Below are 17,830 nucleotides of genomic sequence, written 5' to 3' on the forward strand. Positions count from 1 at the left end.
GCGGGGTGTTATTCGGCAGGTGGAGCAGGCAATGGTTGCCAGTGGGTTGGGTGGTGATACGAGCCTTTGCAGTCGACACTTTCCTCATCGTCTTCATCGATGTATTCGCGGAATACTCCGGCATGGAAAGTTGATGGCGCCACGAAGCGCTTCGTATCTTGCCGACCACCATAGAAGCCACTGCACAGGACATGCTGGCCTTGTTCAGGCATGACGTCGCTGCACTTGATCCATTCGCTCATATCAATCTCCAATCAGGCGATATACCCGCCCGGCATAGTGACAACGACCTTCCTCGGTGCGTCATGCATCCGACCTTTGGCGCAGTCGTGGACGTCGGGGCGGGGCTTGCGGGGTGAGGGGGTTGTGCGTTTCATGGCTTTCTCCCGGTTCCTTCGCATGCATTGCAGAGGGTTGAAGACGCCTCAGCGATGCCGGTTCCTACTGACCCTTCGCCGTTGCAGTAAGGGCAATACTTGATATCTTCTTCCCCTGAATGGCTGGCAAGAAACAGATCTCTTCCGGCCCGGCCTCGCTCTATCGATCGCAGCATTTCAAAGTAGGCTTGCACCTTCGTGCGCATCTGGGTGAATACGGCCTCGGCGCCCATCTTCCGAACTTGCAGCTCGATGACGTCGAATTGGTCGCGCAGCCATTGCGGGACGGCGTGGCCTGTTGCTGGCGGCATATCAATATCTGGTTGGCATTCCATGCAGGTTTCGCCGAGTTCTTCACAGATAGAGCATCTTGATGTGTTCATGGCTTTTCACCCATTCCCCTGAGTTGATCCACCACGCCAAGCCAGTCATCGCCATAGATCCGCACAAGACTTGATTCGGCATCTTGCGCAATGAACTGAAAGCGATCGGCATCGGTGCGCCGGCATACAAGCTCATCGTTCATTTCACGAATAACGCTACCGGGCGTACCAGTGCGCTCCACTTCGGCGCAGGCTTCTATGGCGTCGTCATCGCAGTCGATTGCGATTGCTTCCTGTAGGTCTTCGCGCAGGGATTCGATCAGGTTCTTCTGTTTATCGAGCTGAAAAATCAGAGCCAGAACAAAATCCGGGTTGAGCAGTCGCAGATATCGGCCTATGCCAACGGCGCTCAGGTTCTGCGGTCCGCCTAAATGCAGGGCGATCTTGCAGAGTTCGATCAATTCATCTTTGTCGCCCATCACACTCACCTCCAATCGCCCAATAAAAAGCCCCGGCGGACCGAGGCTTTACCTTCCCTACGAAACGGCCGGGCCCATGAGGGGTCGGGTCGTTGACTGTCTGTTACATGGCTGCATCCTCCGCGCTGAGTTAAACCATGGCAGTTTTTGCCATAGTTGGAATGGTGTGCAGATGCCCGGTGCTGATCTCCGGGTTGAGAGTCATGCAGCGGTCAGCGCCTTTCGGCTACCGCAATATCAGTTATTACGAGCCGGTACCGCGCGGGCATAAAATAGTACTTAGCCGGTCAGCGTTCACTCTCGGAACTGTTAGTTTTCAAACCTGCCCATCAGCCTGGGCGTGCATCTGCATCGGGTTTTGATCTGTGACTACTGCTGGCTTCTGTTTGCGGCTACCGGCACCACACCGGCAATTTGTGCACTCGGCCACAGCGTTTTCATGCAGATCAAAACCCGATGCACTCTCCATCACCATGGAGATATCGGGCAGTTTTCGTCAGGCGGACGTGTACGGAGAGGGGTTAGTCGTCGATGCCGTAGCTAAAATCGGATTCATCGCAGTCGATCACCAGTTGCGCGCCACCGAAGTACAGGGCCGCTGTGAGTTTTTCCCACTTTCTGTAGATCATGAAGTTGCGGCCAATCGGCTTGCCTTCCAGCTGCGCGCTGTAGACCTCGCCATATTCGAAGCCCTTATCGTTTTCGCCCCTGATACTGACGCTGATACGGTTGGCACACTCCCACTCGCTGCGCTTGCGCGTTTCTCGACTGGAAAATGAGCTGCGTTCTTCCGGCGCTGGATCAAAGCAGATATGCAGATGCTTGATATTGCTATAGCTGCTGACGTTGTCGTCTTCGCGGATGCTAATGCGCGGGCGTTCCCAATGGTTATCGGCGGCACGCTCCTTGTGGGCTTCCACGAACTCTTCCAGCAACTCGCTAAGGCTGACGAACTCCGGCACGATGTCGTCTTTCAGTGCCTCGTCGATGGCGGCCTGCGAGCGGCGAAGCATTTCCCCTGTTACGCCCGAGGATTCCCACTGAGTCTTCAGCGCGGTGGAGATCAGGTCGTTGTAGCGGGTCAGCTCAAACAAGTCGCTGACGTTGGACGGAAGCGCGTCTTTGATCGCCTGACTGACCAGCTTGCCCATGTCGCTGTAGCTGCGGAAATTGTCTTTGATAATGTCGGTGAACATGCTTTCCACATGTTTGTCGATGATCTCGGCGGGCTTGCTGCTGTCGGTGAAGCGGGTAACGCCATCCATCAACATGGACTGAAGTGTTTGCTCGCTCATTTGGTGCTCCGTGCTTGTCAGGTTGTTCGTGGCTTTCGAATGCCTCCCGGGGTGTGAGAGGCATTTGTAAAGCCAGATGGCCAGCCTGAAACAGCAGGAAGCCATCTGTGATCTGCGTCGTTTTGGTTGGGCCTGCCAGATCCCTGGCTGATGCGCGGTCACATCGTCGGCCCTGCTTTCCGCTGCCTGTCAGGATGTTGGGCGCAGCCTTCAGGCTTACTGCGCCACTCGGGGTTTATTGGCGGGGAGGTCAGCGCCAGAACGCTGCGACCCCGGTGATCGTTCGCCAGTGTTCACGCACTTTCGACTGTGGATCGGTTGGCAGGCCGGCAGAGATAGGCGGTTCTGGCCGCACATGACTCAGCGCTGCGCCGATCAGGATGATCTGGAGCATGGTGTTCTCCGGTTTAGGGAAGCTGCATTGGAATGTCGGTCCAGACTCGTACGATGGCTGCGTCCGGGCAGTCGCATTGCTCGCCATCTGAGAACTGCTTTTTTCATGGCCCGCCGACATTCCGATGCAGCCTCTTTCGAGGTGATCGGGCTTGCTTTTGGCTCACTGCAAGCGGGTGATTGAGAGCCCTGGTGAGACAGGGATGCCATTCCTTGCTGCCGATACCCGGCAAGGCTGGTGAGGAGATACCGGCCAGCGCTAGTAACACTGGCTTCGCAGATCGGCTCTGCGCGCTGATGCAGGTGGGCGGTTATAGGCCGCAGTTTCGTCCGCATCCGTCTGCCCACTCGCTGAATGGGCAGAGGCGATGCTGGCGGTCACGCATACATCCGCACGGTGACGTAGCCGTTACTGGCTACAACGTGCTCCCAGCGATTCGGCCAAACGCTGAAGCCGAACTTCTTCACCGCCGCTTGCCGAACCTGACTTTCGACATCTGTTGCCGATTCGCCGAGAGCAGGAACTGCAAGCCATTCCAAGCGCTTACCGTTGCTGAGGCTTGAATCAATGTTGAACTGAGCCATTTCCGTATCTCCGTTTTGATTTTCCGGATGACCCTGCTGCCAAGGTCATCGAGGAAATCTGTTTGTCTCTCAGGACCGGCTCGCTCACACCGGATCACGCTTCCCACATCGCTCGGGGCCTGCGTGCCACTTGGATGACTCAGTCGTCCTCACCAACAATCAAGGTGCACCATCCATTTTTGGCGTTACTTTCAATCCAGTTGTCTGCATCGGTAGCTGTAGGGAATGTGCGGTTTTCAAAGCCAGATCCAGTTCCGCCGTATTCGTCGTCTTGCAGAATTCGCCAGTCCTCGGGGCTATCTGGGTGTGCATTCATAATCACGATTACTGCCATCGTCTTGCCCTCCGTTTATTTCTGAAGCGCCCGGTCTCCCAGGCGCTTAAGTAAATTTGTGGAGCCCGGTCCCGCTACTGGCGTCAGACCGGGTTTGTTGCGTCAGCGGTGTTGGCCCGTTGCCCGCTGCTGATTGCAGGGCTGGCCGTCGTCTTCGTGGGTGGGCTTCGAGCTTCCTACCAAGGCGTCAATCGGCATCTGTTCGCCATGGATCACAGGTCCTTACAACATGCACGCTACAGCTCTGAATGCCCGACTGAGTGGGGCAGGGTGCATGAGGTCCGGCGTTCCCAGCCGAGGCTATCGGGACCGCTAATTCGATTCGTTGTCTCTCCCTTCTGCCGCGGGGATTCGCGGGGCGCATTGCTTGCCAGGTCATTCACTCGGTTAAGGCGTTTCACCATCGTCAGCCGTACAGGGTTCTCCCTGTCGTGGGCAGCCTTTCGGGGCTGTCTGATCGCCGGTCGCCAGCAGAGGCAATGCGGTCTGTTGTTTGTTGCGCTGATTATTAAAGAGCGGTCGGTCCCTTTCAGGCCCTGGCGCCTCGTTGTTCTGTGGCGTTGAGGTAAAGTTACAACCATAAATTGTAATCTGCAAGCCTAAGTTGTAATTATTTTTGTAATTCTGCAGTTCGCTACAATTCTCAGGCGCAAAAAAGCCCGCGCTAGGCGGGCTTGCTTGATTTGGAGATGATGATCAGTTGGCGGATCGGAGCATCCCGAAGTGATGGCCGGCGATACCTTGAATCTCTTGAGCCATCAGATAGAGGTTTGATCTGACAGGGACGGGAGCCTTGCAGGCTTCGATTCGCTTGATGATAAGGAGGTATCGAAGATAGTCGCCACCATCGATAGGTATCTGCCCAATTGATGAGGCCATGGTTCTGGTTGCTTCAACCTTGGCCTCCATTCCGAAACCCTCCCATAGATCGGTAGTAGCTGTCCAAATACCCTGCCATGATTCACGGGCAATCGCTGGCAATTTATCGTTGTGACGCCTCTCTATACGGCCGTGCTGCGAAAGAACATATAAAGAGTTTCGCCTTTGCATCGTCGCACAGAATCGATATCCATTTATCACCTCGTCCAGCAGCGGCTTTTGGAACAGGGCGCGATCCTTGAAAGGCGAGTATGAGTCAACGACGACTAGGCCCTTCTGGTCCAGATGGCTTTTTGAGTGGAATAGGACAATCTTGGATGGGCCGACGTAGCTCATAAGTGACGCTGTATCGGGTGCGACTCCTTGGAGAAATACGGCGTCAAGAAACTCTCGGTCCGGCCCGCAAACTGAGCCTGCATCTCTATCGTAGAAAATTTCACCACCCTTGGTGACGTTTACCAAAGCTCGGCGGCCGTGCTCTTTAATCGTGGACAGGATTGTCTTCTTGTCCTCAAACGTCAGCCTGTGGCTGATATCCATTTCCCGCGCATCAAATATGCCGTGCTCGTAGAAAGCATCGGCAATATCGTGCTGCGTCCACTTCATACGAGCACCGAGTACCAGAACACCTTCCCTAGAATATCCAGTTCGCTATCGAGCATCTCCTGGGCTGTGTATTCCTCGTCAGCGTGCTCTTCGCGGTTATAGCTGCGGAGGCGAACGCCACCACCAGGCATACGGTAGAGCATCTTCACCCGGAGTTGTCCGGCGTGATTTATGGCGTACATCTTTCCATCAACAATCGATGTTGCGCCCCTATCAACCCCGACCGTGCTCTTGTCTGGAAGCACCGGCTCCATGCTGTTGCCGCTGACGGTAACGCACACTGCGTCACTTGGCTGTACGCCTTGACGGCGCAGGGTCTGTTTGCCGAAGCGCAATCGTTGTTTGTTCGACTGCTCAACGATGCTCTTGCCGCTTCCCGCCGACAGCTCTACTTCCTTTAGGAACGGCACATAGACCTCGTCGTCATCCAGTGGTGTTTCATCGTCCCATGCGTCAATGGGCCCCAACATAAAAGCGTTGGATTCGATTTTATTCTTAGGTGGAAGGTCTTCTCCCATCAGGTAGGAGCCGGGAACGCCCAGGAGTGACGCAATCTCAGAAAGACGCTTGGGTCTAGGAGTGTTTTTTCCTGACTCCCACGCCTGAACGGATTGCGGGGTGACGTTCAGCGCCCTCGCAAGCTCGGATTGATTCCACCCTTTTTTCTCGCGGGCAGAGGCGATTCGTAAGCCGGTCGTATTCATGTCTCGAAGAATACAACTCACGGTTGTAGCTATCATTGCAATTCTACCTTGTAGAAAGTCGCCCGTTGTTGTAACTTTGGGTTGTAATTCCAATTTTCAGAGGCATGTATGAACCAGAACGCAGCCGTGCGTGCAGCTAAAGCAGCAGGTGGCCAGTCGGCACTTGCGCGTGTTCTTGGCTGCACGCCTCAAAACGTACAGCGATGGTGCGCAACCGGCCGCATTCCGGCTGAGCGCGTAATTCCCATCGAGCAGGCTACAGGCGTCTCTCGCCATGAGCTGCGCCCAGATCTTTATCCAATCGCCGCTTAATCAATCTCACAAGCCACATAGGAAACACAGCATGTACATGGACCCCAATCAAAAGCGCGCCATTCCGGTGAAGGTTCGATTTGAACCTGTGCTGGATCGGATCCTGCGCAAGGCAGCAACCAAGACTCGCATGCAGCACGCGACCTACCTCTACGAAATCATCGAGTGGGCCGTTGCCAACGGCGTGATCGAAGAACTCATGCAGGACAAGCAAGAAGATATCGCGGGCTGAAGGGCCTCAGGAGTCCTGAATGACCATCGATAAAGAAAAACTGTCGCCGGAGACGCGACAGAGAGTGGAGGAGTTGATGTTCGCCAACGGTTGGGACTTCAACCGAGCCATCAACGAAATGATGGAAACAGCAATTGCGGGAGGTGCGCTTTCGGAAGTCGGGCGCAAGAAGGCCAAGGTCCTTCAGTTGGTTACCCCAATGAGGGCCTCAGGCAGGGACTCTTAAGGGTAATCCAGAGGGCCTCTGCCGAATTTAAGGCAAAAAAATACCGGGTTAGCGGCCCGGCACTTTCAACACAAAGGAAAATTACATGACCATTCTAAATCAAAACCCAACAAGCATCAACGCCCCAGCAATCACCGTCGAGCAGGTCACGCCGGAGCTTGCTCGCGCCTGGCTTGAGCGCAACACAGGCAACCGAGCTGCAAGCATGGCTCACGTCGCAAAGCTTGAGAAAGCTATTCGTGATGGCGGCTGGAAGATGACCGGTGACCCAATTCGTTTTTCGAAAGGCGGGAGTTTGCTGGATGGGCAGCACCGTCTTCACGCAATCTTGCAGTCGGGCTTCACTGTTACCTGCGTTGTTATGCGCGGCTTCGACGAAAGCATCTTTGATGTGCTCGACAGCGGCAAGGGGCGGCAAAAGTCTGATGTGCTCTTTGTCCAGCTCGGACTTCCAGTTGAAACCTGCAAGATGCTGGCTACCGCTGCCACATGGGTTATCGACTACGAAAAAGAACAATTTGGGTTTCCGGGCAAGGCAGAAAAAACGGAAGTGCTGGAGTTCGTCAAACGCACCCCGCTGCTGATTGCTGCCGCCGAGTACGGACAGACGCTTCCGCGCCAATCGCCAGTGCCTCGATCCATCGCTGCAATGTTTTATTTCTATGCGTGCCAGCGCAACCAAGCTCTGGCCGAACGATTCATGGAGCGTTTCATGGTTGGCGCTGTAGAGGGAGCCAACGACAACCTCCTGTATTTGCGCAATCGCTGCTTCTCGGCATCTGTTGATCGCCGCCCCATTCACCGCAGCCAGGTATTGGCGGCGTTGATCCGCATCTGGAATGCCGAAATGCGGGGCAAGCCGATCAAGCACGCGACTAACACCTTGCGCTCCGACGAAACATTCCCGACCTTCATCTAACGACAGGAGAGAGGCGGGAAACCGTCTCTCTATTCAGCATGAGCGACAACATAATTCAATGCCGGATTAGTTTGGTGAAGGTTGAGAATCGCTTTCGCAAGGACTTCGGCGACATCGATAGTCTGGCCGCCAGCATTTCAGAACTTGGCCTGCTCCAACCTATTGGCATCGACTCCAGCTATCGCCTTGTGTTCGGCGAGCGTCGTCTGCGCGCTTGCCAGGCACTGGGCATGGAAAAGATCCCAGCCCGCACCGTGCACCTTGATTCAATCCTAAAGGGCGAACTGGCAGAGAACGAGTTCCGCAAGGATTTCACGCACTCCGAGCGAGTGGCGATTGGCGAGGCTATCGAACTAGAGCTTGAGGGAAGGGCTGGGCGTCCATCCGCCGAAACTAAGGAAAATTTTCCTGAATTACCACAAGGTCAAACCCGAGACATCGCCGCCAAGGCTGCCGGCTTCGGTAACGGCAAGACATACGAGCAAGCCAAGAAAGTGACCAATGAAGCCGCGCCAGAACTGGTGCAGGCAATGGACGAAGGGCGCGCCTCGGTATCGGCCGCAGCATCACTTCTGGCCCTTCCAAAGGACCAGCAGTCCGCTGTAGCCAAAGGCGACAAGAGATCGATCCAGAGGGCCTCAAAAGACGTCAAGTCGGCACTAAAGCCGGCCCCGGCGGCGACTGACCTTGTGCTGAGCGTGATAACCCAGATGGAGCTTCTTGCTCGTTACCTGGAGCGCAGCGACGTGGATGTAGATCAACTGCACGCCCTGATCGATGCCGACCTAGCGCGCTGCGACCAATCAGTGGTGGGCAGGCTATCCGCTACGTCAGCACTTATGGCTGGCCTTGGGCGTATTGCCGAAAGCCTCCTGATTATGGAGGCAGCGTAATGGCCGCACTCCCATACATGCAGTTCTACGTCGCCGACTACCTAGCTGACACTACGCATCTGACTGCCGAGGAGCATGGCGCTTACATGCTTCTATTGTTCAGCTACTGGCAGACCGGAAAGCCTTTGCGCATTGATCGGCTCGCTACCGTTGCACGAATTCCCAACGACCGTTGGCATTCCGTTGCCGATACGTTGAGCGAGTTCTTTCACATCACTGAAACGCACTGGGTTCAGTTCCGCGTAGAGGCTGACCTTGACGCAGTGAATAGCAAAGTAATTACGGCATCGAACGCCGGAAAGGCCTCGGCGAAGGCAAAGGCCCTCAAAAAGCAACAGGAACTCAACGACCGTTCAACGCCCGTTGACGATCCGTTGCAACGGAATGGCAACCATATAGATACAGATAAGAATAAAGAAGATCAAAACCACTCTCTCAGCGCTGGCGAGGAAATTCCGCCAATCGCAGGCCAAGGCGAAAGCCCAACCCCAGAGCCAGAACCCACCCCGGAACCTGTCGACCCAAAGTCCCCGGTGGAGATGACTCTTGATTGGATGCCTGACGCCAATCTCCTGAAGACTTACTGCGTCCACTTCGGCGTATCTGAAAGCATCTTCACCAAGGAGGCTGTTGCCCCGTTCACCGCGCACCACGAAACCGAAGGCAGCCTGAACACTCAGGCCAAATGGGTTTCATTGCTGGTCCGGTGGGTGAAGGGTGACAAGGCCAAGGCAAGTAACGTTCGCCCATTCCCTGTTCGCCGCCAAACCACTGAGCCTGACTTCGACAGCGTTGCATGGGCTGAAAACCTAGTGGTGAGCCCATGAAGACTGTTCAGCAACTCATGGCTACCGTCGGCAACCTTCCGGTCGTAGAACGTCCTGAGCCGCTTCCTGTGACGCCACAGACGGCAGAAGTGGTGAACGAACTGTTCCGTCGCCTGCGCGGGATCTTTCCTGCGTGGCGCCAAGCATGGCCGTCAACCGAAGCGCTGGACGCCGCCAAGGCCGAATGGATCAAGGAGTTCGCCGCCGTCGGCATTCGCACCCTGGAGCAGATCGAGTTCGGCGTTCAGAAGTGCCGGAAGATGAGCAAGCCATTCGCTCCTAGCGTTGGCGAATTCATCGCGATGTGCACGCCTAGCGCGGAGGACTTTGGTCTGCCGACTGCCGCCGATGCGTGGATGGAAGCCCTGATCGGCACCTACAGCCACGACGGCGTGCGCATCGCTGCCAACGAGACGGGGATATTCGACCTGCGCTGCGCGAAGCAGGACGACAAGTCGATGCGAGCACGCTTCGACCGGGCCTACGCGATCGTCATCCGCCGCGCTCAGGAAGGCCAGCCGCTTGACGGAAAGATCCTCACCGGCATCGGCCACGACAGCCAGAAGACCGCCTTCGAACTGGCCAACGAACTGGCCGACCAACAAACCCAAGCACGAATCCTTCAGCAAGGTATCCCGGCCGACGGCAAGTCCGCCCGCGCACTGCTGCTCGCGAAATTCGGCAAGAACAAGAATCAGGAGCTTTCCCAATGACCGACAAGAATCGTCAAGCATTCGAGGCGTATTTCCGTGGATGCGCCATCGCTAACGGGAAGGATGAGGCCTGGATCTCCAAAAACCTTGAGCGCGCCGAAGATGGCACCTACATGCGCGCCCCGGCGTATGACGGCTGGTGCTACTGGATGGCCGCGAAGGATTTCAAAGCAGTCGACCAGCAAAACAAGCCGAGCACTTCACGGAATCTCTGCGCGTATTACTACAGCTTCGAGTCCACCGGTTGCGACCTGATCGACTCTGTTCTGGAGTCGGTGGCGAAAGCTGGCAGCGGTTACCACCACACCGAAGACTGGCGCGAAGAGTACGACGACGGCAGTTCCCCACTGAGCAACATGCAGAAGGCGGCCGGCGAAGCTGCCGCCGAAGTGCAGGCGCTGATCACTTCGCTGAACGAGATCCTGCGCGTAACCCCAATGGGCGTCGAAGCCTTCGGTATTGCTGCGTTGGTGCTGGGTGAGCTGGGCGTGAGCAAGGAGCTTTCCAATGTCTGATATCTGCGACGACGCCGACATCCTCATTGAGCAACGCCGCGACCAAGCGCTTGCCCAGATCCCCCGTTACACCGGCATCAGCGCCACTGAGTGCGAGTGCGGCGAAGACATCCCGGAAGGCCGTCGTCAGGCTATTCCGGGCGTGCAGCTGTGCGTGGGTTGTGCTGAGCGGGTGGCGCTGGTGAAGCAGGGAGTAAGGCGGCTATGACTGAATTCTCCCTGCGCAGCCAGCAAGACGTCACCCGGATCATGGGCTACCTGCACGCCACTGATTTCACCAAGCCGAAGATGGTGGTGATCAAGGACGCCGATCGGTCTGGCGAACAGAACGCCAAGCTGCACGCCATGTTGACCGATATCGCCAAACAAGTGCGCCACGCCGAGAAGCAGTGGTCAGTGCTGATCTGGAAACGCCTCCTGACGGCCGCATGGCTGCGTGAGGCGGGCGATCAGCCACAACTTATACCAGCACTCGACGGACATGGCTTCGACGTCATCTACGAGCGCACAAGCAAGATGAGCGTGAAGCAGTGCGCCGACCTGATTACCTGGATCGAGGCGTTCGGTTCGGAGCATGGGGTGCGTTGGACGCAGAAGGATCATTGGGAGGGCCGGTACTGATGAAAGCTTTTTACGTGAACTGGGCCACATCGACATTGTTTGGACTGCTGCATAACAAGAAGTTCTGTCCAGAATGGGATGCCGCCCTAAACCGTCTGCTGGATAAGCATTGGCACGATGTGAAGGTAGAAGAATGCGTTGTGAAACTCGGCAATGTCGAGGTGTGGATCGAGAACGCATTCTACTGCTACGGCCATCAGTGGAACGGTTTGACAGAGTTTCGGCCGTCACTGAAAACAATGTGCCGCCTAGATACCCTCGTTCGGTCCATCCACGACAAGAGAAAAGCTGAGAAGCGTTCCGCATATCTGAAGCAAGTGGAGGGCTATTGATGCTCCCCGCCAAACAACCCCGCCCAAAGACATGCATCAACGAACAGTGCAGGGCCTCATTCGTGCCTACGCGCCTCGGTCAAAAGGTCTGCAGCCCTGCCTGTGGACTGGCAACCAAGGACGTTAACGCTGACAAGGCGCGCAAGGCCCTTGCCGATGTAGGCCGCAAGGAGCTGAGAGCGGACAGGGAGCGCGTTAAGCCGAAGGGTCAGTACATGCGTGAGGCTCAGGCTGCGTTTAACGCTTGGGTGCGCCTACGGGACGCAGCGCTTGGGTGTGTTAGCTGTGACAAGCCGGCAACCTGGTCCGGGCAATGGCACGCCTCGCACTTCCGCAGCGTCGGCTCATCGCCCGAGCACCGGTTTAATCCGCTCAATGTGCACCGTGCCTGCTCCGTCTGTAACAACCACCTGAGCGGAAATATCCTCGGCTTCATGCCTGAGCTGATCCGCCGCATCGGTGCTGAAGCAGTAGAGGCCCTATTGGGCCCCAGCGAGCCCAAGCGCTACACCATCGAAGACCTCAAGGCCATCACCGCCGAATACCGCGCCAAGACCCGTGAACTCAAGAGGAAATCCGCATGAACGATATCGCTCAATGGCTCGGCTACGGCGTGATGGTCGCTGGTGGGGCTCTAATCATCGCAGCGGTGTTGTTCTTCACTGCGCTGGCCTGCGTGACCTTCAGCAACAAGATGGCCAAAGCTCTTCGCGCAGGCTGGAATTTGAAGACCCTGCGCGATCACATGCGCCAGCTTGAGACTGAAGGCAAAGTCAGCAAGAAGACAGGTGTGAAGCCATGATTACCACCATTCCAAGCGACATCCTGCCTCACCTGTGGTTGCTCCTGATCATGCCGGGGTATTGCGTATTGGCTGCCTTGATTCGTCGAGATTGGATTACGCGGGGTGTGAAATGAGAAATATCCAAACACGTGAAGGCTACGGCCTCTGGGACAAGGTTCACCAGTTGCCCCGCTTCAACTTCTGGCGCGGCGGCGACGATGAAAAAGGCAGCGTTATCCGAGTACCTGAGAGGCACGGTAACTGGGTCAACTTCAACGACCTGACAACCTTGGCGGACCAGTACCAAGACGAGATCAATAGCCTGCGCGATCGGTTGGCTCGCCTTGAATTGAAGGCGGTGAAGCCATGAACTGGAAAGCCATCAGCAAGAACTGCATGTCCAGCGATGAGGGCTATCTGCTGAGCAAGTACAAGCTCGAGCATGGCCATGCCTACGTCGCCCGGACGCCAGCCGGGAAAATCCTGCACTCGGGCAAGGATCTGGACAAGGCCAAGGCGGCATGCATTGACCATTTTGAATCGACCATGGGGAAAGCAGCATGAGCGCACTCGACATTCAAGTTTCCGGTAACCACTACAAAGACCTGAAGATCCAGCCCATCGAGTACATCCATGCAAACGGTATCCCCTTCGCCGAGGGCAGCATCATCAAGTACGTCAGCCGATGGCGGGCCAAGGGCGGGATCAAGGATCTGGAGAAGGCCAAGCACTTCCTGGAGCTGCTGATTGAGCTGGAAACCAATGCGGCAGGAGCTAAGTAATGGTCGAGCGCAAAATTACGGACGAACAAATCATCGCGGCGCTGGAAACCATGAGCGTTGCGAAGGCTGCGGTGCACCTGGGCGTGCATATCCGCAGCCTGCAGAAGCGCAAGGCACGGATGGCGCTGAAGGGCCACATCCCAGAGATGCACATCGAGACGAAGCTTCCGCCGTTCCTGAAGATTAAAGGCACGTCGCAGCTCATGCGCCGCGGGGAAAGCGAGCCGCTGCTGTCATGGATCAAGACCAACACTGACACCGAGGCGTTAGAGGCCCTCATTCAGGCCTCTTGCGAGGCGGCGGTGAAGGATCTCCCACACGTGCCGGCGCGGCCGTTCACTGGCAACTACCTGCCGGACCTGATGACGGCCTATCCAATCGGCGACCCGCATTTCGGCGAATACATCTGGGCGGAGGAGTGCGGTGAAGACTGGGATCTGAGCATCGCCGAGCGCGTGCACTGCGCTGCCATGGCTTCTCTGGTCGAGTCCGCGCCGCCGACCGAGACGGCGATCATCGTGAATCTCGGGGACGCAGCTCACTATGACTCCATGGCAGCTATCACCCCACGCAGTGGCCACCACCTGGACGCCGACAGCCGCTACGCCAAGATGGTCGACATCCTGATCCTCGCCATGCGCCAGTGCGTCGAGTCGGCCCTGACCAAGCACAAGTTCGTGCATGTGGTCCACGTCATCGGTAACCACGACGAGACCGGCGCCGTCTGGCTTAGCCGTCTGTTTGCCCACCTGTACGCCAACGAGCCGCGCGTCACCGTCGAAACCTCGCCGAGTGTCTTCAGCTACTACCGCTGGGGCAAGAACCTCATCGGCATGCACCACGGGCACACCAGCAAGGCCGACAAACTTCCGGGCGTCATGGCGACCGACCGCGCTAAGGACTGGGGCGAGACGCTGCACCGCTACTGGTGGACAGGCCACATCCACCACGAAAGCAAGAAGGAATACCCAGGCTGCACCGTCGAGTCGTTCAACACCCTGGCCCCGAACGACAGCTACGCCACTGCCGGCGGCTGGAGATCGCGTCAGAACATGAAGGCCATCGTCCTGCACCGTGAACATGGCGAAGTGGCCCGTCACACCGTACATCCGTCGATGCTCAAGGAGGTGGCGGCATGACCTATCGCAACGTGGTATCCGCAGTTGTCCGTGCTCTGGCCGCCGAGACCATCAACTCGGCCGGCGGGTGCGATTTTGAGCCGAAGGTACAGTGCGCCAAGCAGAAAGGGGAGATCGTCGGGAAGGAGGCTGCGTTTCTCGTCGACTGCATGGTGTTCAGCCGGCTGCGCAAAGGCCTGGCACCGGCGCACTGGCTCGCGCTGCTGGCCCAGTACTCAACGCACACCCAGCGCAAGCACGACGCCATCGTCACCATCGCAAAAGGTATCAAGTCGCCGGCCCCGGAGCGGTTCCGTCACGCTGCAGTCGTCACGTGGGCCATGCCGAAGTTGCCCGGGCAAGAAGGGAAGCGCTCAACCAACGTCCTGCCGTCCGGCTGGTACTGCATGGATAACTGGGTGGATGAGCCGACGGCAGAGCGCACCCAATACCGCTGGAAGTCGGCCATTTGCAAGGAGCTGAAGGCGATGGTCGATGGTGCGCTGGCGAAGGCCCAGGCCATCCTCGATGCAGAAGAATTGATTTCTGATATTGCTGCTTGACGACAGTGGCAGAGTGGCATAGATTAATCACTATCTTGTCCTTCTTGCGTGTTAAAGAATGACAGTACAAAACCCGGCCACTGCGTCGGGTTTTTTATTGCCTCGAATTTGCCGCTCCCCAGCGGTTTGGCCGCCACCTGACGGCCTTTTTTATTCCTTGGAGTAACACCATGGCCGAACCCGCGAGCACTACAGCTTTCGGCGTCCTGCTTGCGAAGTATGGCGTCGTCATTGGTGGGTTTGCCGGAGCATTGGCTTCGCTGATGTTCCTGCAAGGCCTGACCCGCAAACAGGCGCTGATGGCCGTCTTAACTGGATTGGCCGCAGCCATTTTCTGCACGCCTCTGGCGATCGAGTTCTTCAAGATTGCCCCGGGCAGTGAAACTCAATACGGCGTTGCCTTCCTGATTGGCCTGCTGGCGATGAACATCATCCCGGGCCTGAGAGCACTGGCAGGAAAGTTTGGCGCTACGGGAGGTGCGTAATGCACGTCATCCTTCAAGTCGTCGACGCCTTCCTGTGCGTGCTGGTGGTGATTGCAGCTGCTGAGTACCTGCGCCGCGTACGCCCGATGGACGAGCCCTTGCTGAGCATCTCGTTCTACCTGGTCGCCATCGCCGCATTCGGTAGTTTCATCATGAACATCAAGGGTCACCCGATCAGTCCATTCGCAATGACGATGCACGCGGCGGTGATCCTCTACGCGATCGCCAAGCGCGGCCATATCTGCAATATCCCGCCAAGTTCCACGGAGCGCACATGAACCTGATTCCCCAATGGCAACAGCTCTGGAAGATGTACAGCGTTCAGTTGGCCGCTGTGCTGGTTGCGCTCAATACCGCCGCCTACGTTTGGCCATCATTCCAGGCACTGTTCAGCCCTGAGATCTTTTCGGCCGTGAACGGGCTCCTGGCTGCCGCCATCGCCGTAGTGCGTGCGATCCCGCAGACGAACATCGCTGTGCCGGCCGACAAGCCACCTGTTCCGCCTACGCCGGCATAGGGCGAGACCTCCCCAGGATGGAAGACTATTGGCACTCCGGAAAGATGAATATGGTCAGGAGATCCTAGGTTGATGTCGATCTCTGCTACTTCGAAATCCATGAGCTAATTCCCTGCTTTGAGTTGAGCCCCACCAATACCGGCAACCCGCCACCTTTTCAAGTCCTGCCCCAGCGAGGCACCAAAGTCTCAAGGAATCCCTATGGCGCTGACAGCGAAACAGCAGCGCTTCGTCGATGAGTACCTGAAAGACCTGAATGCCACGCAAGCGGCTATACGCGCGGGCTACAGCAAGAAGACGGCTGCGTCGATAGGTCAAGAGAACCTTAGAAAACCTGAGATTGCAAAAGCACTCAAGGCTGCCATGCAAGGGCGGTCTGAGAGGACGGCCATCACGCAGGATTATGTGCTTGCGGGGATAGTCGAAGTCATCGAGCGGTGTCGCCAGGTTGCCCCTGTGCTGGATCGTTCAGGCGCCCAGGTATTCGTTGATACGCCTGAAGGCGATATGGCTCCAGCCTTTGAGTTCGACGCCAAGAACGTCCTTAAGGGTTTCGAGCTGCTCGGCAAGCACCTCAAGCTGTTCAGCGATAGAGAGCATGTTGACCTTGAGGGCGAACTGAAGCGCATCGAGATCGAGAACAAGCGGCTCACCAACGAGAAGCTCCGCCGCGAACTGGAAGACCCGAACAAGGGCCTGCCCGAGCCCAAGCAAGTAATCATCGGGGTGGAAGATGCAAGCGACCCTGAAGCTGAATAAGCCGCAGTTCGAGTTCATCAGTCACCCCAAGAAGTTTTCGGCGTTCGTCGGCGGCTACCGTAGCGGCAAGACATTCGTTGGCTGTGTGCGGATGTGCATCAACGCACTTGAGCACCCAGGCATTCCGCAGGGCTACTTCGCTCCGACCTATCCGCAGATCGCGGACATCTTCTACGAGACGATGCCAGAGGTCGCAGAGGCGTTCGGATTGTTCGCCGACATCGTGGCCAGCAAGAAGCGCGTTTACCTGCGTGACAACCTTGGGCGCTGCCTGAGCACCATCGTCTGCAAGAGCATGGAGCACCCGCACCGCATTGTCGGTTTCAACATTGCGCACGCCTTGGTCGATGAGATCGACTGCATGCCGATCAAGAAGGCCGACAGCGCGTGGAAAAAGATCATTGCGCGGATGTCGACCGTGTGGCCTGGCCGTGACCAGAACACGATTGATGTCACGACGACGCCTGAGGGCTTCAACTGGGTCTATCGCAAGTTCGTGCGTGAGTTGGCCGCTAACCCGAGCCAGCGCCCGCTGTACGGCATCGTGCATGCCAGCACCCGGGACAACGCGAAGAACCTGCCGAAGGACTACATCGGGTCGCTCAAAGAGTCGTACCCGGCGAATCTGGTGGACGCCTACATCGATGGCAAGTTCGTCAACCTGGTGTCGGGCAGTGTGTACCCGAGCTTTGACAGGGTGCTCAACCACACTAGCGAGACAATCAAACCCGGCGAGGCGCTGCATGTCGGTATGGACTTCAACATCAGCCGCATGGCCGCGATGGTTCACGTCATCCGTGACGGGCTGCCATTACTGCTCGGCGAGATCACGCATGTGTTCGATACGCCGGCGATGATCGTAGCCCTGAAAGAGAAGTACCCAGACCATCACATCTCGATCTACCCGGATGCCAGCGGCAAGAACCGCAAGAGCGTCAATGGCAGTGAGACGGATCACAGCCTTTTGAAGACCGCGGGCTTCTCGCTCATCGTCAACCCAGCGAACCCAGCCGTGCGTGACCGCGTGCTGTCAGTCAACGCCATGTTCCTCAATGGTGAAGGTGAGCGCCGCTACAAGGTCAACACCGAACTCTGCCCGGTCGCAACAGGCGTGCTTGAACAGCAGACCTATAACGACCAAGGCGAACCGAACAAAGACGGCACGGAAGACCCGAATGATGCCATTGGCTACTTCATCATCAAGCGCTTCCCGATCGTCAAACGCACCGCATCCACCGCACCTCTGAGAATCTGACC

32 protein-coding genes are annotated in these 17,830 nt (G+C 57.0%); 23 read left to right on the top strand and 9 right to left on the bottom strand.

Going from position 1 to position 17,830, the window contains the following annotated elements:
- Positions 1-8: 8 nt before the first annotated feature.
- The 9 genes from ACX3YD_RS22265 to ACX3YD_RS22305 all read right to left on the bottom strand — a co-directional run bounded on the left by ACX3YD_RS22265 (position 9) and on the right by ACX3YD_RS22305 (position 6,011).
- Complete coding sequence (locus tag ACX3YD_RS22265; protein ID WP_458961008.1) at positions 9-242, bottom strand: DUF551 domain-containing protein; 234 nt, start codon at positions 240-242, stop codon at positions 9-11.
- Between the two features lie 131 nt (positions 243-373).
- On the bottom strand, positions 374-760 hold the full coding sequence (locus ACX3YD_RS22270; protein WP_448647121.1) for a hypothetical protein: 387 nt from the start codon (positions 758-760) through the stop codon (positions 374-376).
- Positions 757-1,179, bottom strand: a complete 423-nt coding sequence (locus tag ACX3YD_RS22275; RefSeq protein WP_448647120.1) for a hypothetical protein — start codon at positions 1,177-1,179, stop codon at positions 757-759. The genes ACX3YD_RS22270 and ACX3YD_RS22275 overlap by 4 nt, the downstream gene beginning before the upstream one ends.
- Positions 1,180-1,700: 521 nt before the next feature.
- Positions 1,701-2,474, bottom strand: coding sequence for a hypothetical protein (locus ACX3YD_RS22280; RefSeq protein WP_458961009.1), 774 nt, complete (start codon positions 2,472-2,474; stop codon positions 1,701-1,703).
- A gap of 250 nt (positions 2,475-2,724) precedes the next feature.
- Positions 2,725-2,868, bottom strand: a complete 144-nt coding sequence (locus tag ACX3YD_RS22285; RefSeq protein WP_458961010.1) for a hypothetical protein — start codon at positions 2,866-2,868, stop codon at positions 2,725-2,727.
- Positions 2,869-3,245: 377 nt separating this feature from the next.
- Positions 3,246-3,452 (bottom strand): hypothetical protein, encoded by a 207-nt coding sequence (locus ACX3YD_RS22290; RefSeq protein ID WP_458961011.1) that lies wholly within the window; start codon positions 3,450-3,452, stop codon positions 3,246-3,248.
- Between the two features lie 139 nt (positions 3,453-3,591).
- Entirely contained in the window at positions 3,592-3,786 is a 195-nt protein-coding gene (locus tag ACX3YD_RS22295) for a hypothetical protein (RefSeq protein ID WP_458961012.1), read from the bottom strand.
- Between the two features lie 696 nt (positions 3,787-4,482).
- On the bottom strand, positions 4,483-5,271 hold the full coding sequence (locus ACX3YD_RS22300) for a hypothetical protein (protein WP_458961013.1): 789 nt from the start codon (positions 5,269-5,271) through the stop codon (positions 4,483-4,485).
- Complete coding sequence (locus tag ACX3YD_RS22305) at positions 5,268-6,011, bottom strand: XRE family transcriptional regulator (protein ID WP_458961014.1); 744 nt, start codon at positions 6,009-6,011, stop codon at positions 5,268-5,270. The genes ACX3YD_RS22300 and ACX3YD_RS22305 overlap by 4 nt, the downstream gene beginning before the upstream one ends.
- A 72-nt stretch (positions 6,012-6,083) precedes the next feature.
- Between ACX3YD_RS22305 and ACX3YD_RS22310 the strand changes: the two genes are divergently transcribed.
- From ACX3YD_RS22310 to ACX3YD_RS22420, 23 genes are all read left to right on the top strand, one after another.
- A complete protein-coding gene (locus tag ACX3YD_RS22310; protein WP_458961015.1) occupies positions 6,084-6,287 on the top strand; it encodes a YdaS family helix-turn-helix protein in 204 nt (67 codons plus the stop codon).
- Between the two features lie 31 nt (positions 6,288-6,318).
- Positions 6,319-6,519 (top strand): hypothetical protein, encoded by a 201-nt coding sequence (locus ACX3YD_RS22315; RefSeq protein ID WP_039012569.1) that lies wholly within the window; start codon positions 6,319-6,321, stop codon positions 6,517-6,519.
- A 19-nt stretch (positions 6,520-6,538) separates the two neighbouring features.
- Positions 6,539-6,745: a hypothetical protein gene (locus tag ACX3YD_RS22320; RefSeq protein ID WP_458961016.1), complete on the top strand. Its 207-nt coding sequence runs from the start codon at positions 6,539-6,541 to the stop codon at positions 6,743-6,745.
- 85 nt (positions 6,746-6,830) lie between these two features.
- Positions 6,831-7,664, top strand: a complete 834-nt coding sequence (locus tag ACX3YD_RS22325) for a hypothetical protein (RefSeq protein WP_458961017.1) — start codon at positions 6,831-6,833, stop codon at positions 7,662-7,664.
- A 38-nt stretch (positions 7,665-7,702) separates the two neighbouring features.
- Positions 7,703-8,557, top strand: a complete 855-nt coding sequence (locus ACX3YD_RS22330) for a ParB/RepB/Spo0J family partition protein (RefSeq protein WP_458961018.1) — start codon at positions 7,703-7,705, stop codon at positions 8,555-8,557.
- Complete coding sequence (locus ACX3YD_RS22335; protein WP_458961019.1) at positions 8,557-9,384, top strand: DUF1376 domain-containing protein; 828 nt, start codon at positions 8,557-8,559, stop codon at positions 9,382-9,384. The genes ACX3YD_RS22330 and ACX3YD_RS22335 overlap by 1 nt, the downstream gene beginning before the upstream one ends.
- A complete protein-coding gene (locus ACX3YD_RS22340) occupies positions 9,381-10,097 on the top strand; it encodes a replication protein P (protein ID WP_458961020.1) in 717 nt (238 codons plus the stop codon). Before ACX3YD_RS22335 ends, ACX3YD_RS22340 begins: the two co-directional genes overlap by 4 nt.
- Positions 10,094-10,612 (top strand): hypothetical protein, encoded by a 519-nt coding sequence (locus ACX3YD_RS22345; RefSeq protein ID WP_458961021.1) that lies wholly within the window; start codon positions 10,094-10,096, stop codon positions 10,610-10,612. The genes ACX3YD_RS22340 and ACX3YD_RS22345 overlap by 4 nt, the downstream gene beginning before the upstream one ends.
- Positions 10,605-10,820: a TraR/DksA C4-type zinc finger protein gene (locus tag ACX3YD_RS22350; RefSeq protein ID WP_458961022.1), complete on the top strand. Its 216-nt coding sequence runs from the start codon at positions 10,605-10,607 to the stop codon at positions 10,818-10,820. The genes ACX3YD_RS22345 and ACX3YD_RS22350 overlap by 8 nt, the downstream gene beginning before the upstream one ends.
- On the top strand, positions 10,817-11,233 hold the full coding sequence (locus ACX3YD_RS22355; protein WP_458961023.1) for a recombination protein NinB: 417 nt from the start codon (positions 10,817-10,819) through the stop codon (positions 11,231-11,233). The genes ACX3YD_RS22350 and ACX3YD_RS22355 overlap by 4 nt, the downstream gene beginning before the upstream one ends.
- Complete coding sequence (locus ACX3YD_RS22360; RefSeq protein ID WP_458961024.1) at positions 11,233-11,565, top strand: hypothetical protein; 333 nt, start codon at positions 11,233-11,235, stop codon at positions 11,563-11,565. Before ACX3YD_RS22355 ends, ACX3YD_RS22360 begins: the two co-directional genes overlap by 1 nt.
- Positions 11,565-12,149: a recombination protein NinG gene (locus ACX3YD_RS22365; protein WP_458961025.1), complete on the top strand. Its 585-nt coding sequence runs from the start codon at positions 11,565-11,567 to the stop codon at positions 12,147-12,149. Before ACX3YD_RS22360 ends, ACX3YD_RS22365 begins: the two co-directional genes overlap by 1 nt.
- Positions 12,146-12,367 carry a hypothetical protein gene (locus ACX3YD_RS22370; protein ID WP_458961026.1) on the top strand — a complete coding sequence of 74 codons (222 nt, stop codon included), beginning with the start codon at positions 12,146-12,148 and terminating at the stop codon, positions 12,365-12,367. The genes ACX3YD_RS22365 and ACX3YD_RS22370 overlap by 4 nt, the downstream gene beginning before the upstream one ends.
- A 112-nt stretch (positions 12,368-12,479) precedes the next feature.
- Positions 12,480-12,719 (top strand): hypothetical protein, encoded by a 240-nt coding sequence (locus ACX3YD_RS22375; protein ID WP_458961027.1) that lies wholly within the window; start codon positions 12,480-12,482, stop codon positions 12,717-12,719.
- A complete protein-coding gene (locus ACX3YD_RS22380; protein ID WP_458961028.1) occupies positions 12,716-12,913 on the top strand; it encodes a hypothetical protein in 198 nt (65 codons plus the stop codon). The genes ACX3YD_RS22375 and ACX3YD_RS22380 overlap by 4 nt, the downstream gene beginning before the upstream one ends.
- Positions 12,910-13,131 (top strand): DUF3310 domain-containing protein, encoded by a 222-nt coding sequence (locus ACX3YD_RS22385; RefSeq protein WP_458961029.1) that lies wholly within the window; start codon positions 12,910-12,912, stop codon positions 13,129-13,131. The genes ACX3YD_RS22380 and ACX3YD_RS22385 overlap by 4 nt, the downstream gene beginning before the upstream one ends.
- Positions 13,131-14,270, top strand: coding sequence for an oxidoreductase (locus tag ACX3YD_RS22390; protein ID WP_458961030.1), 1,140 nt, complete (start codon positions 13,131-13,133; stop codon positions 14,268-14,270). Before ACX3YD_RS22385 ends, ACX3YD_RS22390 begins: the two co-directional genes overlap by 1 nt.
- Positions 14,267-14,812 (top strand): hypothetical protein, encoded by a 546-nt coding sequence (locus ACX3YD_RS22395; protein WP_458961031.1) that lies wholly within the window; start codon positions 14,267-14,269, stop codon positions 14,810-14,812. The genes ACX3YD_RS22390 and ACX3YD_RS22395 overlap by 4 nt, the downstream gene beginning before the upstream one ends.
- A gap of 170 nt (positions 14,813-14,982) precedes the next feature.
- Positions 14,983-15,297, top strand: a complete 315-nt coding sequence (locus ACX3YD_RS22400; protein WP_458961032.1) for a peptidase M48, Ste24p — start codon at positions 14,983-14,985, stop codon at positions 15,295-15,297.
- A complete protein-coding gene (locus ACX3YD_RS22405) occupies positions 15,297-15,575 on the top strand; it encodes a hypothetical protein (protein WP_458961033.1) in 279 nt (92 codons plus the stop codon). The genes ACX3YD_RS22400 and ACX3YD_RS22405 overlap by 1 nt, the downstream gene beginning before the upstream one ends.
- Positions 15,572-15,814, top strand: a complete 243-nt coding sequence (locus ACX3YD_RS22410) for a DUF7940 domain-containing protein (RefSeq protein WP_458961034.1) — start codon at positions 15,572-15,574, stop codon at positions 15,812-15,814. Before ACX3YD_RS22405 ends, ACX3YD_RS22410 begins: the two co-directional genes overlap by 4 nt.
- Positions 15,815-16,015: 201 nt before the next feature.
- The gene (locus ACX3YD_RS22415) at positions 16,016-16,573 is read left to right on the top strand and encodes a terminase small subunit (protein WP_458961035.1); all 558 of its coding nucleotides are present in this window, start codon (positions 16,016-16,018) and stop codon (positions 16,571-16,573) included.
- On the top strand, positions 16,548-17,828 hold the full coding sequence (locus ACX3YD_RS22420; RefSeq protein WP_458961036.1) for a terminase large subunit domain-containing protein: 1,281 nt from the start codon (positions 16,548-16,550) through the stop codon (positions 17,826-17,828). Before ACX3YD_RS22415 ends, ACX3YD_RS22420 begins: the two co-directional genes overlap by 26 nt.
- The last annotated feature ends 2 nt before the right edge of the window (positions 17,829-17,830 follow it).

Source organism: Pseudomonas fluorescens group sp. PF-1 (assembly GCF_054481335.1).

Coding starts and splice junctions, on each gene's coding strand:
- ACX3YD_RS22350 (WP_458961022.1), top strand. CDS start 10,605: ATGTCTGATATCTGCGACGACGCCGACATCCTCATTGAGCAACGCCGC.
- ACX3YD_RS22330 (WP_458961018.1), top strand. CDS start 7,703: ATGAGCGACAACATAATTCAATGCCGGATTAGTTTGGTGAAGGTTGAG.
- ACX3YD_RS22380 (WP_458961028.1), top strand. CDS start 12,716: ATGAACTGGAAAGCCATCAGCAAGAACTGCATGTCCAGCGATGAGGGC.
- ACX3YD_RS22400 (WP_458961032.1), top strand. CDS start 14,983: ATGGCCGAACCCGCGAGCACTACAGCTTTCGGCGTCCTGCTTGCGAAG.
- ACX3YD_RS22285 (WP_458961010.1), bottom strand. CDS start 2,868: ATGCTCCAGATCATCCTGATCGGCGCAGCGCTGAGTCATGTGCGGCCA.
- ACX3YD_RS22370 (WP_458961026.1), top strand. CDS start 12,146: ATGAACGATATCGCTCAATGGCTCGGCTACGGCGTGATGGTCGCTGGT.
- ACX3YD_RS22390 (WP_458961030.1), top strand. CDS start 13,131: ATGGTCGAGCGCAAAATTACGGACGAACAAATCATCGCGGCGCTGGAA.
- ACX3YD_RS22315 (WP_039012569.1), top strand. CDS start 6,319: ATGTACATGGACCCCAATCAAAAGCGCGCCATTCCGGTGAAGGTTCGA.
- ACX3YD_RS22275 (WP_448647120.1), bottom strand. CDS start 1,179: ATGGGCGACAAAGATGAATTGATCGAACTCTGCAAGATCGCCCTGCAT.
- ACX3YD_RS22305 (WP_458961014.1), bottom strand. CDS start 6,011: ATGATAGCTACAACCGTGAGTTGTATTCTTCGAGACATGAATACGACC.
- ACX3YD_RS22270 (WP_448647121.1), bottom strand. CDS start 760: ATGAACACATCAAGATGCTCTATCTGTGAAGAACTCGGCGAAACCTGC.
- ACX3YD_RS22310 (WP_458961015.1), top strand. CDS start 6,084: ATGAACCAGAACGCAGCCGTGCGTGCAGCTAAAGCAGCAGGTGGCCAG.
- ACX3YD_RS22265 (WP_458961008.1), bottom strand. CDS start 242: ATGAGCGAATGGATCAAGTGCAGCGACGTCATGCCTGAACAAGGCCAG.
- ACX3YD_RS22360 (WP_458961024.1), top strand. CDS start 11,233: ATGAAAGCTTTTTACGTGAACTGGGCCACATCGACATTGTTTGGACTG.
- ACX3YD_RS22290 (WP_458961011.1), bottom strand. CDS start 3,452: ATGGCTCAGTTCAACATTGATTCAAGCCTCAGCAACGGTAAGCGCTTG.
- ACX3YD_RS22375 (WP_458961027.1), top strand. CDS start 12,480: ATGAGAAATATCCAAACACGTGAAGGCTACGGCCTCTGGGACAAGGTT.
- ACX3YD_RS22325 (WP_458961017.1), top strand. CDS start 6,831: ATGACCATTCTAAATCAAAACCCAACAAGCATCAACGCCCCAGCAATC.
- ACX3YD_RS22340 (WP_458961020.1), top strand. CDS start 9,381: ATGAAGACTGTTCAGCAACTCATGGCTACCGTCGGCAACCTTCCGGTC.
- ACX3YD_RS22420 (WP_458961036.1), top strand. CDS start 16,548: ATGCAAGCGACCCTGAAGCTGAATAAGCCGCAGTTCGAGTTCATCAGT.
- ACX3YD_RS22295 (WP_458961012.1), bottom strand. CDS start 3,786: ATGGCAGTAATCGTGATTATGAATGCACACCCAGATAGCCCCGAGGAC.
- ACX3YD_RS22365 (WP_458961025.1), top strand. CDS start 11,565: ATGCTCCCCGCCAAACAACCCCGCCCAAAGACATGCATCAACGAACAG.
- ACX3YD_RS22300 (WP_458961013.1), bottom strand. CDS start 5,271: ATGAAGTGGACGCAGCACGATATTGCCGATGCTTTCTACGAGCACGGC.
- ACX3YD_RS22385 (WP_458961029.1), top strand. CDS start 12,910: ATGAGCGCACTCGACATTCAAGTTTCCGGTAACCACTACAAAGACCTG.
- ACX3YD_RS22415 (WP_458961035.1), top strand. CDS start 16,016: ATGGCGCTGACAGCGAAACAGCAGCGCTTCGTCGATGAGTACCTGAAA.
- ACX3YD_RS22405 (WP_458961033.1), top strand. CDS start 15,297: ATGCACGTCATCCTTCAAGTCGTCGACGCCTTCCTGTGCGTGCTGGTG.
- ACX3YD_RS22280 (WP_458961009.1), bottom strand. CDS start 2,474: ATGAGCGAGCAAACACTTCAGTCCATGTTGATGGATGGCGTTACCCGC.
- ACX3YD_RS22320 (WP_458961016.1), top strand. CDS start 6,539: ATGACCATCGATAAAGAAAAACTGTCGCCGGAGACGCGACAGAGAGTG.
- ACX3YD_RS22410 (WP_458961034.1), top strand. CDS start 15,572: ATGAACCTGATTCCCCAATGGCAACAGCTCTGGAAGATGTACAGCGTT.
- ACX3YD_RS22335 (WP_458961019.1), top strand. CDS start 8,557: ATGGCCGCACTCCCATACATGCAGTTCTACGTCGCCGACTACCTAGCT.
- ACX3YD_RS22355 (WP_458961023.1), top strand. CDS start 10,817: ATGACTGAATTCTCCCTGCGCAGCCAGCAAGACGTCACCCGGATCATG.
- ACX3YD_RS22395 (WP_458961031.1), top strand. CDS start 14,267: ATGACCTATCGCAACGTGGTATCCGCAGTTGTCCGTGCTCTGGCCGCC.
- ACX3YD_RS22345 (WP_458961021.1), top strand. CDS start 10,094: ATGACCGACAAGAATCGTCAAGCATTCGAGGCGTATTTCCGTGGATGC.